19 protein-coding genes are annotated in these 16449 nt (G+C 41.8%); 14 read left to right on the forward strand and 5 right to left on the reverse strand.

The genetic code is table 11. From position 1 onward, the window contains the following. The first annotated feature begins 81 nt into the window (after positions 1–81). From AC07XU_RS09200 to AC07XU_RS09210, 3 genes are all read left to right on the forward strand, one after another. Entirely contained in the window at positions 82–1293 is a 1212-nt protein-coding gene (locus AC07XU_RS09200) for a glycoside hydrolase family 130 protein (protein WP_494943348.1), read from the forward strand. After that, positions 1290–2483, forward strand: a complete 1194-nt coding sequence (locus tag AC07XU_RS09205; RefSeq protein WP_494943349.1) for an AGE family epimerase/isomerase — start codon at positions 1290–1292, stop codon at positions 2481–2483. Before AC07XU_RS09200 ends, AC07XU_RS09205 begins: the two co-directional genes overlap by 4 nt. A 117-nt stretch (positions 2484–2600) precedes the next feature. After that, on the forward strand, positions 2601–2777 hold the full coding sequence (locus tag AC07XU_RS09210; RefSeq protein ID WP_494943350.1) for a BF3379 family histone-like protein: 177 nt from the start codon (positions 2601–2603) through the stop codon (positions 2775–2777). Between the two features lie 74 nt (positions 2778–2851). Here AC07XU_RS09210 and AC07XU_RS09215 read toward each other — a convergent pair whose 3' ends face one another. Further along, positions 2852–3328, reverse strand: coding sequence for a GNAT family N-acetyltransferase (locus tag AC07XU_RS09215; protein ID WP_494943351.1), 477 nt, complete (start codon positions 3326–3328; stop codon positions 2852–2854). Between the two features lie 233 nt (positions 3329–3561). After that, the gene (locus AC07XU_RS09220; RefSeq protein ID WP_494943352.1) at positions 3562–3879 is read right to left on the reverse strand and encodes a DUF4385 family protein; all 318 of its coding nucleotides are present in this window, start codon (positions 3877–3879) and stop codon (positions 3562–3564) included. Positions 3880–3978: 99 nt separating this feature from the next. On the opposite strand from AC07XU_RS09220, the gene AC07XU_RS09225 reads away from it, so the two are divergent. Further along, positions 3979–4437: a PA2169 family four-helix-bundle protein gene (locus AC07XU_RS09225; RefSeq protein WP_494943353.1), complete on the forward strand. Its 459-nt coding sequence runs from the start codon at positions 3979–3981 to the stop codon at positions 4435–4437. A 380-nt stretch (positions 4438–4817) separates the two neighbouring features. On the opposite strand, the gene AC07XU_RS09230 is transcribed toward AC07XU_RS09225, so the two are convergent. Continuing rightward, on the reverse strand, positions 4818–5162 hold the full coding sequence (locus tag AC07XU_RS09230; protein WP_494943354.1) for a hypothetical protein: 345 nt from the start codon (positions 5160–5162) through the stop codon (positions 4818–4820). 252 nt (positions 5163–5414) lie between these two features. Here AC07XU_RS09230 and AC07XU_RS09235 point away from each other — a divergent pair, with 252 nt between their 5' ends. Continuing rightward, positions 5415–5708 carry a hypothetical protein gene (locus tag AC07XU_RS09235; protein WP_494943355.1) on the forward strand — a complete coding sequence of 98 codons (294 nt, stop codon included), beginning with the start codon at positions 5415–5417 and terminating at the stop codon, positions 5706–5708. 206 nt (positions 5709–5914) lie between these two features. On the opposite strand, the gene AC07XU_RS09240 is transcribed toward AC07XU_RS09235, so the two are convergent. Then, the gene (locus tag AC07XU_RS09240) at positions 5915–6316 is read right to left on the reverse strand and encodes a hypothetical protein (protein ID WP_494943356.1); all 402 of its coding nucleotides are present in this window, start codon (positions 6314–6316) and stop codon (positions 5915–5917) included. A gap of 115 nt (positions 6317–6431) precedes the next feature. On the opposite strand from AC07XU_RS09240, the gene AC07XU_RS09245 reads away from it, so the two are divergent. From AC07XU_RS09245 to AC07XU_RS09275, 7 genes are all read left to right on the forward strand, one after another. Next, positions 6432–7022 carry a UPF0758 domain-containing protein gene (locus AC07XU_RS09245; protein ID WP_494943357.1) on the forward strand — a complete coding sequence of 197 codons (591 nt, stop codon included), beginning with the start codon at positions 6432–6434 and terminating at the stop codon, positions 7020–7022. Positions 7023–7333: 311 nt separating this feature from the next. Next, a complete protein-coding gene (locus AC07XU_RS09250; protein ID WP_494943358.1) occupies positions 7334–7696 on the forward strand; it encodes a single-stranded DNA-binding protein in 363 nt (120 codons plus the stop codon). Between the two features lie 36 nt (positions 7697–7732). Then, entirely contained in the window at positions 7733–8797 is a 1065-nt protein-coding gene (locus tag AC07XU_RS09255; RefSeq protein WP_494943359.1) for a DUF932 domain-containing protein, read from the forward strand. 45 nt (positions 8798–8842) lie between these two features. Next, positions 8843–9067, forward strand: a complete 225-nt coding sequence (locus AC07XU_RS09260) for a hypothetical protein (RefSeq protein ID WP_494943360.1) — start codon at positions 8843–8845, stop codon at positions 9065–9067. A 20-nt stretch (positions 9068–9087) separates the two neighbouring features. Further along, positions 9088–9543 carry a hypothetical protein gene (locus AC07XU_RS09265; protein WP_494943361.1) on the forward strand — a complete coding sequence of 152 codons (456 nt, stop codon included), beginning with the start codon at positions 9088–9090 and terminating at the stop codon, positions 9541–9543. An 826-nt stretch (positions 9544–10369) separates the two neighbouring features. Then, positions 10370–11491, forward strand: a complete 1122-nt coding sequence (locus AC07XU_RS09270; protein ID WP_494943362.1) for an alpha/beta hydrolase — start codon at positions 10370–10372, stop codon at positions 11489–11491. A 204-nt stretch (positions 11492–11695) separates the two neighbouring features. Beyond that, a complete protein-coding gene (locus AC07XU_RS09275; protein WP_494943363.1) occupies positions 11696–12952 on the forward strand; it encodes a YeiH family protein in 1257 nt (418 codons plus the stop codon). Positions 12953–12970: 18 nt separating this feature from the next. Here the strand turns inward: AC07XU_RS09275 and AC07XU_RS09280 are convergent, their stop codons facing one another. After that, a complete protein-coding gene (locus AC07XU_RS09280) occupies positions 12971–15055 on the reverse strand; it encodes an FUSC family protein (protein WP_494943364.1) in 2085 nt (694 codons plus the stop codon). 134 nt (positions 15056–15189) lie between these two features. On the opposite strand from AC07XU_RS09280, the gene AC07XU_RS09285 reads away from it, so the two are divergent. After that, complete coding sequence (locus AC07XU_RS09285; protein ID WP_494943365.1) at positions 15190–15468, forward strand: hypothetical protein; 279 nt, start codon at positions 15190–15192, stop codon at positions 15466–15468. A gap of 179 nt (positions 15469–15647) precedes the next feature. Continuing rightward, on the forward strand, positions 15648–16370 hold the full coding sequence (locus AC07XU_RS09290; RefSeq protein ID WP_494943366.1) for a DUF481 domain-containing protein: 723 nt from the start codon (positions 15648–15650) through the stop codon (positions 16368–16370). Positions 16371–16449 lie beyond the last annotated feature (79 nt).

Here is a 16449-nt window from a genome sequence, read left to right on the forward strand (position 1 = left end):
CGATTTGACCCCTGATAACACCTCAGATCGATCGCTATATAAGTAAAGTTATCAAATTATAAATACCTATTCAATAATAGCATGACATCCACTTTTAACAACCGCATGGCGCTTTTGCAAGATGCACAAGATTTACTGATCAATAAAAAAAACAAGATAGAGGAGGCGGGAAACGGTATATTCGACAGATACAAATACCCTGTACTTACATCAGGTCATGTTCCCTTGTCCTGGAGGTATGATTTCGATCCAACAGCCAACCCCTATTTCATGGAGCGTATCGGGGTGAATGCAGTTTTTAATGCGGGCGCAATAAAATTCAAGGGAAAATACATTATGGTTGCCCGCGTTGAGGGCTCGGACAGAAAGTCGTTTTTTGCCGTGGCGGAGAGTGATAATGGTATCGATGGTTTCAGGTTCTGGGAATATCCGATCGTATTCGATACCCATGAAAATGCAGATACCAACGTTTATGACATGCGCCTTGTAGAACACCAGGACGGGTGGATCTATGGTCTTTTCTGCACCGAAAAAAGAGACCCTGAGGCGCATGCGGCAGACCAGACCTCAGCGCTGGCTCAATGCGGGATAATCAGAACAAAGGATTTAAGGAACTGGCAGCGGATGGCAGACCTTAAAACCCCATCTCCACAACAGAGAAATGTAGTTTTGCACCCCGAATTCGTAGATGGCAAGTATGCCTTTTATACCAGGCCTCAGGATAGTTTCATAGAGGCTGGAACTGGGGGAGGAATAGGTTTTGGTCTGGCAGAAAACATAGAAAAGGCTGAAATTGCCCATGAACATATTCTTTTTTCGAAGCAGTACCATACTGTCTACGAAGCCAAGAACGGCCAGGGACCAGCTCCGATCAAAACTGAAAAGGGGTGGCTGCACTTAGCCCATGGAGTTAGGAATACAGCGGCAGGCCTAAGATATGTATTGTATATGTTTATGACCGACCTTAACGATTTGACCAAGATTATTCATAAGCCGGGAGGGTATTTTCTCGCTCCAGAGGGAGAAGAGAGAGTGGGAGATGTTTCGAATGTAGCCTTTTGCAATGGTTGGATCGTGGATCCCGAGGGAAAGGTTTTCATTTATTATGCCTCCTCGGATACACGTATGCATGTGGCAACTTCAACAATCGGCAGGTTGATGGACTATGTGATCAATACACCAGAAGACGGGTTGAAATCTTCATCTTCGGTTGATTTGATTTTCAGCCTCGTTGATAAAAACAGAGAAATCTCAAAATCAGTACTCCAACCAAACAAAAGTCTCTCGTTTTGATAGGGTTTGCAGCAGAGATTGAACAAGAACTGTTCAGTATTCTCGGTTATTGGGAGAAAAAGACTGTTGATCAGGAATTTGGAGGTTTCGTAGGCCAAAGGGATCATAACGATCGGCTAATACCAAATATGCCGAAGGGGTCGGTATTGAATTCAAGGATCCTGTGGACATTTTCTGCAGCTTATGCCTTTACCGGTAAGCAAGTGCACCTAGCTCTTGCCGAAAGGGCATATCAATATATCAGAACCTTCTTTTATGATCAACATTTTGGGGGAGTCTTCTGGTCGGTGGATTTCAACGGACAACCACTGGATACCAAGAAGCAGACTTATGCCATCGCGTTCGCCATCTATGGTCTGTCGGAATATTACAAGATCAGTGCGGATCAGGGGGCGCTGGATCTGGCTGTAAAACTGTATCAGGAACTAGAACGTTACTGTTTTGACAAGGACAATAGCGGATATTTTGAGGCTTTTGGCAGGGACTGGAAGGAAATAAAGGATCTCAGGTTGAGTGATAAGGATGCCAATGAGAAAAAAACCATGAATACCCATCTGCATGTGATAGAGGCTTACGTGAACTTATATGGGGTTTGGCAAACCGATGGATTGAAAGCCCAGATCAAAAATCTTTTGTCTGATTTTCAAAATCACATCATTGATAGCTCAAGTAAGCACCTGATACTTTTCATGGATGAAAACTGGGAAAGTAAGGCCCATATTTATTCCTTTGGACATGATATAGAAGCCTCTTGGTTGTTACTGGAAGCGGCAGAAGCGATCAGGGATGAGGATTTGATCAACTGTTATAAAAGGATCGCCATTGAGCTTGCAGAATCAGCTTTGCAAGGGTTAGATGCGGACGGGTCCATCTGGTATGAACACAACCTGACCACATCACATCTTAATAAGGAGAAGCATTGGTGGGTACAGGCTGAGGCCCTGGTTGGGTTTATTAACGCATGGGAAATCTCAGAAGATGATAGATACCTGAAAATCGCTGAAAGACTTTGGGGATTTATAAACCTATATGTTATTGACCATGAAAACGGAGAATGGTTTTGGGGACGTACTGAAGATTTGGCGCTGATGGAAGATGAGGATAAGGTAGGTTTTTGGAAATGTCCCTATCACAATACCAGGGCATGTCTGGAAATCATTCGCAGGGTTTCAGCTAAGAATAGGCAGTGATTTATCTTCTTTGAACAGCTAAAATGGAAAATGGACTGCGGGCTGTTTCTGGTTGTTGATCCGTTTTGTTAATTTAGCCGCCTTGAATTGTTTTATTGTTTAACTTAAAGATTGGAAATGGAAAATTTCGAAAAAGTAAAGGAACTGATCTCCTCGGTCGAGGCTGACGCCAAGAAGTTCTATGAGAATGGCAACAGTGCGGCGGGGACCCGTGTGCGCAAGGGGATGCAGGAGCTGAAGAACCTGGCGCAGGTGATCCGCGCTGAGGTGACCGAAAAGAAGAATGCAAAATAATACCGGTATTGATGACCGTTTTGGGAAAAAGCCCCGGACCTTTTGTTTCGGGGCTTTTTGGTTGAATGACTTAGTTATTCTTGGTTAACGGAGTTCAGTTTCATCGAAATTACTGGAAATGGCTTCCCGGCGGAGTCGGTCTGGGTGATGCCGGTAGGCTCAAAGCCCAGTTTTGTGTAGAAATCAATGGCGGCGGTGTTCTGCTGGTTCACGTCAACTGTTTGGGCTCCGAGTTTTTTCACTGCAAATTCCATAAGACAGGTTCCTATGCCAAGGCCCATGTGGCCGGGCATCACGAAAAGAAGCTGGATGTCACCCTGGCTGACCCCGATGAAACCAGTGATCCTGTTGTTTTTTCTGTAGCAGAACAGCTTGAGCCTGTCAAAATAATAATCGTGGATCAGCAGCCTGTAATGGCTGATATCTTCCTCTGATAGAAAGTGGTGTGTTGCCCTAACGGCGCATTCCCAGAGGGAGATCAGTTGCCGGTAGTGTTTTGCTCTGGCTATTGAAATTGGAGAATTGAAGGTTGATAAAAAAGCTCGCATCATGTTTGGCTAAAAACCAATCAACTGGGTTTAAGTTTTGATTAATTGGTGTTGACTGTTCTGGTACGGTCTCTCAGCCGGGCTTTTTCACATTGTTTCTTGATCTTAGCGTAAACATCGTACAATTCTGCGGTCTTATAGGTTATGTAAAAGAGTTGGCAGACTTGGCCTTTTCGTCCGATCCGGTTCCCGGTTTACGTGGCAGGTAGTAATTACCCTAGTCATATTTGGTTCCGTCAATATAGTTGGCGCCTTGCAAGGGTGTAGCCCATCTGCAGGTATTTCCGGGCCATTTCCACCCCCACGAAATCGTTTCCGTTGATGTAGCCGTTTACCATTACAAGGATCTTTTCGCTGCTCTGGGTGGCGATCTGCGGGGTCCGGAAACGCCAATGAGGACCGATCTGGGACTTGTAGGGCTCGCAGATCAGTACACCCTGTTCGCCCTTTCCGACCCTGTATCTTTCGGGATGCTTGCTGTAATCGATGTCCGGTTTCCAGGGGTAGCTGTCGAGCTCAAATTCAAGGTAAGAGGGTTTTCTTTCACTGGCCATGGAAGGTTAACAATTTTCTAGAGGGTTTGTTGTGTTTGGAAAATGACAAACATTTCGGTGCCGTTTTGGTTTGTATTAGATAACTTATAAAAAAAAACCATGGGAAATAATCAGGAAATCGTATCGGACCTAAAGGGTCTGATCTCCATCATCAACGATGGAAAGGAAGGATATCAATCAGCTTCGGAGTCCACGGATAACGTTGAACTGAAAGCGGTATTTTTGAAATATGTTGCAGAGCGTGCTATTTATGAGAATGAGCTCAAGGCTCACCTGGCAGCGCATGGCGCTGTGTCTGATAATGATGAGGGCGGAATATTGGGAGCGATCCACCGTACCTGGATCGATATCAAAGAGGCTTTGACCGATAACAGCGAGACCGCGCTACTGGGTGCTATCGTTACCGGAGAGAAAGCGGCCTTGGCAAAATATGACTCAGCAATCGAGGATAACCAGTTGCACGAGGACCATTTGAACCTGTTGACCTCTCAGCGCAACGGCATTGCAGAGGCGCTTAAGGAGATTGAAGTTCTAGAGCAGAAATACAAGGGCTTATAGTTTGGCCAAGAAATAGTTGCCCCAAGATTATAATAGCTGGAAAATTTTGCTGTTATTTATCTCGAGAGCGTTAATTTAGATAAGCGGGAATGGACTTAGGTTTGTTCTCGCTTTCTCTTTTGGGCCGAATGACAGTTGCTGCCTTGTTGTCTTCCCTATCATATGCTGATAAATTCAATAAGCAGGTTATTGGTTAAGTAAATTAAAGAATATTTTTTTCTAAGATCCGGTTGTGTTTGGCCAGTCTACCAATTTCAATTCAGGAGGGCGTTTGCAGTTTTAAAATAGAAGACCTTCTTCTGTTTTTTCTCCCGAGGATTTCTATGATCTGTTGCTTTGGTTCAGCCCGCATTCCCGGATATACTGTTCACGATTTCTTGTTATTCCGGGGTAAGGAAAGGGGCTGCAGCGTGTTGGATCCGCTGGTCCAGGTCCCGTGGGTCGAGGCGTTGAAGGGGGTGCTGGGCGGAATTGTATTTTTCGATGAAGGTGCCCGTCTGATCGTTGAACTTAAGGTAGCCCTGCTCGAAGTATCGCTCCTCGACTGTTCCGGCAGAATCCATGCTGCTGAAGTTCAACGGGGATACATCAAGGGTTTTTGCATCGATTTTCAGCCAGAGAAACTTCTGCTCAGCGCCTGCGGTATCGGGAAGGCCAATCCGTTTTACCTCGATGATCTGAAAACGGGGATTACTGAGCAGGTATAGGCATTCAAAATTGTGCATGTCGGTCTGGTTGTAACCACCAAATATATGGGATGTGGGCAGATTTTGATGTCCCGACTTTTCAACACCCAGCTTCCGCTGGGTAACGGTCAGATTGTAGGGGGATTGGAAACCCGGGTGAGTCCTGGTTCAAGCAGATGCGGAATTGAAAATAGGACACAGCTGGGAATGTTCCTCCTCTGGCTGCACTGTGAGCACTTTGGGTAGGCTTTAATTCCGGGCACCATTGTTGGGTGTATCTTGAAAAAATATATGATAACCATAAAAAATGTACAGCCCCTTGATGCGGCACAGTTGACAGAAATCTTTAAGAGCGAATTTCCAGCCTTTGTGGACCAGAGACTTGGCAGTAACCTTGCGGTTGAAGCCGTGCACGTTTCTGATTTTGTGAATGTAGCTTTTCCGGAGGTGATAGAGGGGAATGCCTTTACCATTACCGTTGGCGCTGATCACCTGGAACTGACCGAACATACCACAGAAGGAGCCTATGATGCTGAACTTCTAAAACAGCATCTGGTGGACTTTCTTACCCAAAAGGCGGGTTAGTCCAAAAATATTTCAGTTAGCGCAAAACATTTTCATGCGGCTTGCATTTAATCTTTCGAGAGCGTTAATTTAGATGAGCGGGAAGGGCCTTTGGTTTTTCCCGCTTTCTTTTTGCCCTTTGCAGTGTATCTGTAAGGGCCCTCATTATATCTTCTGGTAAACGAGCGCCTGCTGTTTTAATTGTTTAGGCTCCTCTTCAGTTGTTTTCAAAGTTCAGCCTGCTTTGGGTTCATTACTATCATGATCCTTCCATCCTCCAGTTCACGCCAGCCATGGTCGTAAATGAATTGGTAGGTTCCCGAACCGGTGGTGAGAAGACTTGTATAAAATCTGAAATTGAAGTTTTTGTCAATCAGGTAGAATTTTCCAAGGGTTGTTGGACCACCGCTCTTGTTCAGTTCTTGCTTCAGGATCTTATAGTTTCTTTTCAGTATGGCGTTGATCTGGGCAATGAACAGTGGTTCATACCAGGTATCCACACCTACTCTTTTCCTGTTTCCGGCATTCCGGCAGGTATCGTTACAATACTTTTTGTCGCGCCTACCATAAAGCTGCTTCCCGCAATGATGGCATTCAAATGGATGAAAGTTTGGGTTAAATCCGTTCATGGCTGTAAATCAGTTGTCTATCCGTTTTAAAAACGTTTAAAACGGTTAAATCGTTTTGCTCCCGACTAATTTTGTTTGGCTTTCCACCTTTGCTATTCACCAAAAACAATTTGTTATGGAAAGCAAGATCATGTATACCGAGGCTTTTCCCTCGGGGCCGATGAGGCATTATTTCTTTGATTATAAACAGGGGGCAAGGGGAGATCTGTTTGTGCAGTTGACCTGTAGCGAGAAGCGGCGCGATGGTGGCTATCAGCGCAATAGAGTCGTATTTTTTGAAAGGGATCTGCCCCTGGTGGTGCAGGCCTTGGCATCTCTTTGCCATCATGCCGCCCACCTGAAATTGGCCGGGCCAGATCAGGGACCTGAGGTCAGGCGTGAACGCGGGATTCCGTCTTGGGAACCAGATAAGAAGCCTCGGGAAAGACTTCTTGCCCACGGCCCATTGGCCCTTTCTGATGCGGAACTGTTGGCGATGCTGATCGGCTCGGGTACACCTAAGGAAACAGCAGTGGATCTTGCGGCAAGGGTATTGGAGGCTTTCGGAGGACTTGCTGGACTGCTGGGTGGTGCAAGCTATAAAAGGCTTTCGCGTTTCTCGGGACTTGGCCTTGCCAAATGCAGTGCGATACTTTCCTCGGTAGAGATTGCCATGCGGGTCTTTGGGCGTGGGGGTAATGGTCAATATAAGGGACGGGCTGTATGAACTAAATGTGTCCTGCTTTGCCTTTTCAGCCCAGGCGGGTCAGCTGCCAGTCTCGATTAAGGCTTCTGATTTAAAAATTTTCCTATCGTGGGGAGAAAAAGAAATGCAAGTCTCGTGACCTTGGGCTGGCCCCGAACGCATAATGTCCGGCTGCGCCGTCCACCCTTAGGGACTTATAGTTCGGGGACTTCGCCCTAAGGTCACGGTGGTCGACGGCTGTTCTTTTTATCCCCCCTCGCCGGAAAAATGTGTGGGGCACTGGGTTGAAAGGACAAAACACTAGTTCAATTTTTTACCTAAAAACCACAAAGATGGAAATTATCACAGGAAGGCTGACCGCGGACGCTCAGGTCAGGGAAGTATCGGAAAGTACAAAGGTAGTAGGCTTTACCATTGCGGTAAACCACAGCTATTTGAGCGGTGAGCAGCGAAAAGAGATCGCAAGATTTTTTGAGTGCAGTTATTGGCGCAATGAGGGGATCGCCGAGTTTCTGAAAAAGGGGGACGTTGTGCAGGTCTTCGGGCATGTGGGCTGCAGGGCTTATGTGACAAAGGAAGCCGAAGCAGCAGCGGCACTCACTTTTCGGGTTTCTGAAATCAAACTTTTCAGTTCTGGTTCAAAGAATCCGACCGTAGCAGAGCCAGCCAATCAAACTGGCGACCTACCATTTTAAGCAGTCCAATTTATTTAAGCATCAAACTTTATAGTCATGGCACATAATTTAAATTTCAATGAGGATACACAAAAACACTCTTTCTTTTCGGTTAAGGAAAAAGCTTGGCATGGGCTGGGCACCATAGTAGATAGTTACCCCACTTCAGCAGAAGCGCTGAAGTTCGCGGGGCTGGACTACACGGTAGTGAAGCGTCCACTTTTCACGATGGACAACCTGAACAACGAATTTAGGCAGGAGCAGATCCTGACCTCAGAGGCGGGCGTGGAGGTGCCAAACTTTTTTGCGACCATGCGCACCGATACCGAGCAGGTGCTGGGGGTAGTGGGCAAGGATTACAGCGTAGTGCAAAATATCGACGCGTTTTCTTTTTTCGATAGCATCGTAGGCGGAAGCGAGGGCATCCAGTACGAGACCGCGGGAGCACTCGGTAAGGGGGAGCGGATCTTTATAACCGCTAAACTTCCCTCATACATCCGTGTTGGCGCTGATGACCTTATCGAGCAGTATCTTTTTCTGACCACCTCACACGATGGGGGCGGGAGCATTACCGCGGCATTTACGCCTGTTCGCATCGTCTGCAACAATACTTTGAATGCTGCAATGCGCAATCATAAGAACGCAGTCCGCATCCGCCACAGCTCGGGAGCTGGTGATAGGCTGAAACAGGCACACACGCTAATGGGGATTTCTGGCAGCCTTGCAGGGGAACTGGAAGGGTTATTCAACCACTGGGCAAAGGTGCGCATTTCGGACTCTGAAGTTAAAAAACTGGTGCAGGTAGCAATGGCGCCAAACAAAGAGGTTCTTCAGAAACTACAACAGGGAGCAGGCGACGAAATTTCGGCTGTTTACCGAAACATTGTCGATGAGGTCTACAGCTATGCGATGGGCAACCAGACCCAGCAGATGGCAACGACAGCGGGGACTGTATTTGGAGCCTACAACGCGGTAACAGGATATTTTCAGAACGTGCGCAGGTTCAGGGATGGAGAGGCAAAATTTAAGTCCATCATAGAGGGGACAGCCAAGCAGAGGGCTCAGGTTGCCTTTGATCTATGCGGAGAATTCGCCAGCAAGGGCAGTTTACAGTTCAATTAATTTGTTTGGGGCGGGAGACCGCCCCAATTTAACCCAGCATGGAAGATGAAAAGGAAAAACAGGAACGAGCGCCGAGTATTGAAAAAGATAGCCCAAGCGCTAAGGCTTTTGCAAAGCCTAGAAAAAATGGAACTCTCAAAGAATGACGCATTCGAGGTGCAATTAGCAAAAGGGCTACTAATGGGTATTATCGATTTTAGCGGATACAGGGCAAAATACCATTGGCTCTTTGGTATCCGCCTCCTGAAGGTGCCAACGGATAAAGTTTAACCGTTATAAAACATGGAACAATGACACAGGAAATAAATATCAATATCACCCTTACAATTGAGGCGGATGTTAAACAGACTAATGCAGATTTTGAAAGTTTTTTGTGCAATGTTTTTACAAGCGCTTTAGACACCGATGTATTATCACTAAATAAATACCACATCAACAAGATACAGCAGGAAGCGGAAATCTACTCGCCAGATCTTAGGCAAGGTGATGGGGTTTGGGAATTCGTGGAAAAATACTATCCGAAATATTATTCCTGCGATGAGATCAGGCGCAACGATGACCTTTGCAAGATTGTAAACGGTGAACTCAACGGGGACGCGGAAATCATGTTCGACAAAGAATTTGAAGGAAATCTTGAGTTGGCAACCGCTGCCTTCGACCAGTCTACAAAATATGTGTATGAGCGTGCAATCTTAGGCTATCAGAGGAGGCAGCATGGAACAATCTCGATCGTTTTGGGGGCTTGAGGATTTGTAAGGACGGGCAAAAGATAACGGGTATCTGCTAAAAGAGGGCCAAGCGCAAAAGGTACTCGATATGCTTAAGGATAAGCACGATTGCAATATCGGGATTACTTGGGACGTAATTGACGATTATTTGAGTTATATCTTTCCCGAGTGGGAAGAAGATGAGGGGGTGGAGTAAGATAGATGCAGTCCATTACGGGCTGTATTTTTTTCGCGACTCCACTTTTAATTCAGGCTTTGTCCGATTTTGCTGCGTTTTGCTAAACCCATTGATAGGCTTAGGAGATCAATGGTGCAATAGGGTTCTTCCAAATTTCCGAAATTTGCTGTCGCTATTTAATGTTAAATGTTTTTGATTGTACATAACTTCACTTAGCGAGATTTAACGGAATTAAAACGAAGGGGTTTAATGCAAACTGCTCTGAAAAATCGCACCTCTTGGAAAGAAAATTTCTTCTTTTCATGTGGGTTTAAATAGAAAATACTTATATTCGCATAGGCAATGTGGGGATTTGGACAGATAGTAATTCTGTCAAATAACTCAATATCAGTTCTTTAACATTATAAAACACGTAGTTAGAAAAATTAAGTATAATTATCTGATTATCAGTGCTTTAAGTATGTTTCGTATTGTCTCTAGATTGGTCTTTTTTGTTGAGGACTGACTGTCAGTGAGTTAGCTTCGCTTTATGCATCGGTAAGTAACAACATTAAAATTTAAATCATTTCCCTCTCTCACTGAACAACAATTATAACAACACCTTAAAGTTGTACTGCAAACAATTAACTAACATGCATAGTTACTGAGATAATAAAAATTATCTCTATGAAAACAAAAATCATTTTATCATTTAGCATTGCCGGAATGCTATTCATGGCTTCTTGCCAAAGTAATCAAAACGCTGACTCTAACGACAGCACAGCGTTGGATACCAATCTTACTGATACTACCGCTCAAATGTTAACCCCTGCCGGACCAGAGCCAGCTTGGGCGCCAGGCATTAAACCAGAAATGCAGGTGGTTATGGAAAAATTAGCTAGTTATAACGACAAACCGATTCCAGAACTTACTGCAGTTGAAGCTAGAAAAAATCATACACCAACAGATGCTGTGATGGATGTGATGAAAGAAAATAACATCGCTATGCCTATGATGGATTTAGATACAATGGGAAAGGAAATTCCGGTAAATGGTGGCACCATTCACGCTAAAGTGTATACTCCAAAGGGTAATGGTCCATTTCCGATAGTTGTTTATTACCACGGAGGCGGTTTTGTAATTGCAAATATTGAAGTTTATGAGGCATCAGCAAAATCATTGGCTCAACAAGTGGGTGCTGTAGTGGTTTCTGTAGCTTATAGATTGGCACCAGAAAATAAGTTTCCTATTGCACATAATGATGCATACGCGGCTTATGATTGGGTGGTAAAAAATGCAAGTTCAATTAAAGGAGATCCTAAAAAGATTGCTGTTGCCGGAGAAAGTGCTGGTGGTAATTTGGCTGTAAATACTGCAATAAAAGCTAGAGATAGCAAAATTATGTTGCCAACTGCTATACTTGCAGTTTATCCTGTTGCTTCTTCTAATATGAACAGCGAATCGTATGTTAAACAAGCCAATGCAAAACCTCTAGATAAACCGATGATGTTATGGTTTGTAAAAAACTACCTTAACAACATGGGTGAAGCAAACGACCCAAGAATTAATTTGGTAGCTGCTAACCTTAAAGGATTGCCTGTTACAACTATTATTACTGCAGAATTTGATCCATTACAAAGTGATGGTATGGAATTAGAAAAGAAACTTAAGGCTGCGGGTGTTAGTGTAAATAGTAAAAACTACAATGGCGTAACTCATGAATTTTTTGGAATGGGAGCTGTTGTTCCTCAAGCTAAGGATGCGATGGGATATGCTGTTTCTCAGTTAAAATCAGCATTCAATAAATAATTATCGATACTAAGATAATCAACCAAAAAGCGAGACAGTTAAATCTGCCTCGCTTTTTTGGTATATAGCAACGTGTTGCATCATGAATTTTGTTAGAAATGTTACAGAAATCTATAGCTATAGTAGTATAAGATTTAGAAGATTGCTGTGTTTTTAGTTTTGAATTACCGAGTTTTGGAGAATTGATTTTCAACCACTAGATAGATGCAGGCTAAATTTAAATCCTTACTTACAGAAGATTGGACGGTAGTTGTTCTTGGTTTTTTTATTATTCTAATTTCTTTATCAGGGCTTGTGCTGCCTGTTCCTGCATTAAAATGGGGCGGCGTTGCCGAATTGACAGATAAGGTGCTTTCGCTAGGTAACCTCTTGAAGTTTGTTTATCAGTTTTTATTGATTTTTTTAGTGGCCTTGCTTGGTGCTCTCGCCATGGGGAAGCCTATTAAAAAATTAGTCGTAGTTGTGCCCATAGTCTATGTGCTTACTATTCTGGCCTTGGTTATTTCTGGTAGTGCTACCATGAGATCGCTTAACCTCGAAGGGGTGATTTTTAGTTTGGGCATAGGTTTGGCAATCAGTAATTTTTTTAAGTTACCAAAATGGTTTGTAGAGAACCTTTCTACCGAACTTTTCGTGAAAATCGGTTTAGTTTTATTGGGTACTTCTGTAATTTTTTCAGATATTCTTAAAGCTGGTTCATTAGGTTTGATACAGGCTTTGCTTGTGGTGCTATCTGTTTGGTACTTCGCTTTTTGGCTGTGTAAAAAACTTAAGGTAGATCAGGAATTAACAATGATGATTTCTAGTGCGGTTTCTATATGTGGTGTTTCTGCGGCTATTGCCACCTCGGGAGCAATAAAGGGAGATCCTAAAAAACTATCTTATGTGATCTCGATGGTGCTCATTACCGCGATACCAATGATGATCTTCATGCCTTATATCGCTCATTATTTTAATTTTAGTCAGGCGGTAACCGGTGCTTGGCTAGGAGGAAGTATTGATACCACTGGAGCGGTAGTGGCTTCTGGATCGTTAGTAGGTGAAGAGGCTCTTAAAATTAGTACAATCGTGAAGTTTTCCCAGAATGTGCTTCTAGGGCTTGCTGCTTTTGCCATTTCGGTTTACTGGACATATACTCAAAAACCAGCAGGACAGGTTGCGGTTGAAAAACCTACCTTAAAGATAATATGGGAGAGGTTTCCAAAATTTGTAATAGGTTTTATAGCAGCTTCATTGCTTTTTAGTTTTGCACTTAGCCAGGAGGCGATCAGTGATGTAAAAGACAGTTTAAAGAACCTGCAAGGCCTATGGTTTGCACTTGCTTTTACTAGCATAGGTTTAGAAACTAAATTTTCTGAACTTTTCGATCGAAACAGTAAAACTCCATTTTATGCCTTTTTAATTGCCCAACTTTTCAATATCGTTATTACACTTATCATCGCCTATTTGCTTTTTAAATAGTTTTATCAAAGATGGATGCTAGTCTTTTTCTATCATCTGATAAATAGACTGGCCAATTTCAAATAAGGCAATAGTTACAGGGTGACTATTTTCTTGAAGTGATAGTGTAGGCACAATCAGTCTTTTTTCAGCCAGTGCTTGGTAAACCATGTCTACATTTTGTTGTAGAATATGGATAATCTGCTTAGAATCATTTTTTGAGATAGTTTGCATTGAGTTATGGCTTCCCAAAGCAATAGAACTAATTACGGAGCTGATCTGAAATGCAGAAACTTGAAGGCTTTTTAACGAATTTATAGGAAGTTTTTTGGCATGTGGCTCAATATTTATCATTTGCATCGCCTGAAAAAGTTCGGCAGTGGCGAGGTAGTTTTGCTTTCTGGCAAGTCGCAGTTCGGCTATTTCTGCCGGGCTAGCGCTCTGGTTTTGTAGTGAAGCCTTTAGGTAATCAAAAGCCGTTTTGTATGTTTTTAGTAATAGTTCTTTAATGCGACTAGTTTCCCAAATGGGAAATAAAAAAGCTGTAACCAAAGCAATCAAACATCCCACAATGGTAAATAAAAATCTCTGAGCGAACATTACTGGCCAATTGTTATCATTTAATGCAAGGGCGATAAGAATGGCGGGTGTAAGAGCAGCCACTGCAATCAAATAATTTATGCGGGCATAGAAAAAAAATGCAGTTAACAAAACTGCAATCGCAGGTATTAGTATAAAAGGATCACTTATCAGCAAAAGAAAAACAATGGAAAATGCAATACCGATTATGGTGCCGATAAGCCGCTGATTATTTCGCTTAAATGTGAGTGCAAGTTTTGGTCTGGCAACTACAAGGATGGTTAATAAGAGCCAGTAGGTGTATCTGCTCAACTCAAATGCTTCTGTAATTAGGTAACTTATAGAAATTAGCAGCGCCAGCCGAAGTGAAAACCTAAAAATTGGATTTTTAATATCAAATTGATTAAAAAGCGTAGCAAATGTTAATGGTGGGGGCGTGATAAAGTTTTGGTAATCAGCAAAAGAAGTGCTGTTTATTTCAGTAGTTTCATGATATTTTGTTTCATCAGCTATGCTAGAAAGCTGCTTTATTAATTTGTAACTGTTTTTTAAATTGTTGCCAATGGCAGATGTTAACTGTTGTTGTATTGAGTTTAGCTTATTGCCTAGCTCTTCTAATTTGATGATTTCTGTTTGGATCTCCTTACATAGACTTTTAACATTATCACCGTCATCCAAATGATCAATAATTAAAGATTGTAGGTAAATTAGCCTAATGATAATTTCTAATGCGCCAGTGCCTTTCAGTTCTGTTCTAATTTTTTGGTAGTTGTGGTGACTTGCAGAAAACTGTTGATAGAGGTCGATGAGTGTAATGCTGATTTGGAAAAGTCTTCTTCCTTTTTCAGAAGACTGCATTTTCTTTGGATTTTCTGCTAGCAAAAGGCTACGGATGAGTTCCTGTTTTTCGCTTACCTTGATGTGTTTAAGGATAGTTTCATTTTGTGCTTGGCTCAATGGCATCTGGTCATCATAGCAGTCTGCTTTGGTTTTTACAAAACTTGATGTAACCTTTAAGCATTCGGAAATAGCCTGTTCTAATGATCTAAAAGGCAGCAGCAGCTGATGGAGAATACTTAGCAGGTAATAAATTGTACCTCCCGTTAAAATACCAAGTGTAAACATTACAGGGTTTTCTGGCTTAAGGCCAATCACAAAAATACAAAGTGCGGTAGCCATAGTGCCGCTTAGTGCATAACGCTGGCCGTAACATGCGATGATAGCACAAAATAAAGTGATGATAAACAGAATTAATGTTGATAAAGGAATATTCCAAAAACTATAACAGATGATGATGGATGTTAGGCTGAAAAGCAATAAATTTTCAACGGTAGATCTAATTTTTCCGCTCAGTGTGTTTGGACCATCAGTTGCTGCAATTAAAAGTGCTCCAGTTCCGCAAGCAATAGCATATGCACTATAGCCTAAATAAAAGAAAAAAATTGTTGGTATAAAAATACAGGCCGTAGTTCTGATAGCGTCGCTTAGGTGCTCTGATCTGAATTGTTTTTTAAATCGATGGATGATTTTTTTATTTGTGTTCATTGGCCTTTTGGTGTTGCAAAGATAGCTTGTTTGAAATCATTGTTCAAACATGATATAAAGGGATAGCGCATTTATTGGAACAAAGCAATTGATAGATTGTTATGGTGATAGTGATTAAATAAAAACCATTAGTTATGGAAAACCAAAATGCGCAACTACCAGTGATAAGGGGTGGAAATCCAGATGGAGAAAAAATTATTTTTGATGTGGTTATTAATCAAAAATTAACCCATGTTATTGTCATCAAAGAAGGATCTGGTTATCACATCAATGTTGATGGGGAAGATTTAGGAAGTTTTTTTATAGATGAAAAAGGAAATATAGAACGCTTTATGCAACCTAAGGGGGCAATTTCAGATCCCGATGAATATTTTAATGTAATTGAAGAAAAAATAAAAGAGCTTGGGAAATAACCATTTTTTAAATTTATCTTAATCCCAAAGGGATAAACAAATTGTTTTTTATCCTAGCATTTCTTTCATGTATTTTAAAATATCATCAATCATTTATGGATACATGTATTGAAAAGTTTTCTGAGGTTTTGGGCCATCATTTAATTGAACATTTTTAAATTTTGGTTGTTGTGAAATTGATGCGTAAACTTTTACCAATAATTTTTCTAATCAATTTTTGTTACCACCCAATAAAAGCACAATTTACCGATACCACAAGTTATCATGTAGTACTTTCTGCTGCGGGTTCTATAAATAAAACCGATAATGGTAGCGCCTACCTACTTAATAATGGCTTAAATCTTGGGATGAAAAAGCAAAGCGTTGTGCTTAATTCAAGTAACACATGGCTTTATGGCAAGCAAAATAATAGTCTTACCAATAATGATTTTTCATCGAGCTTAAATTTCAATTTGTACAAAACTTTTCCAAATTTTTATTATTGGGGCCTGCTAAATTACAATACCAGTTTATCTCTAAAATTGAAAAATCAGTTATTAGCTGGCTTGGGTATTGCTTACAATCTAATAGATACAAGCTATGCCTATTTGAATATTAGCAATGGAATTTTGTTTGATAAGAGTAATCTCATTGCTTCAGAAAATTATACAACCTTTCGAAATTCTTTGCGGCTCCAGTACCGATTCGAAGTTTCAAAGATTTTTATTTTTAGTGGCAACAACTTTCTGCAAAATTCATTTTCTAGAAATGGCGATTATATCATCCGTACAACAAATTCAATTGGAATAAAATTAAGGGAATGGATTACTTTTAATACTTCGTTGAATTACAATCGGTTGAACGTTACTAAAAGTGAAAACCTAAATTTAACTTACGGACTTACTTTTGATAGATTTTTTTAATTGATCGATCCATCGCAGAGAACTTATAACTAAAATTTAGTGTGCTGAGCTAAACAAGAAGTATATATTACTTCATTTT

The organism is Pedobacter sp. GW456-11-11-14-TSB4 (genome assembly GCF_059424425.1).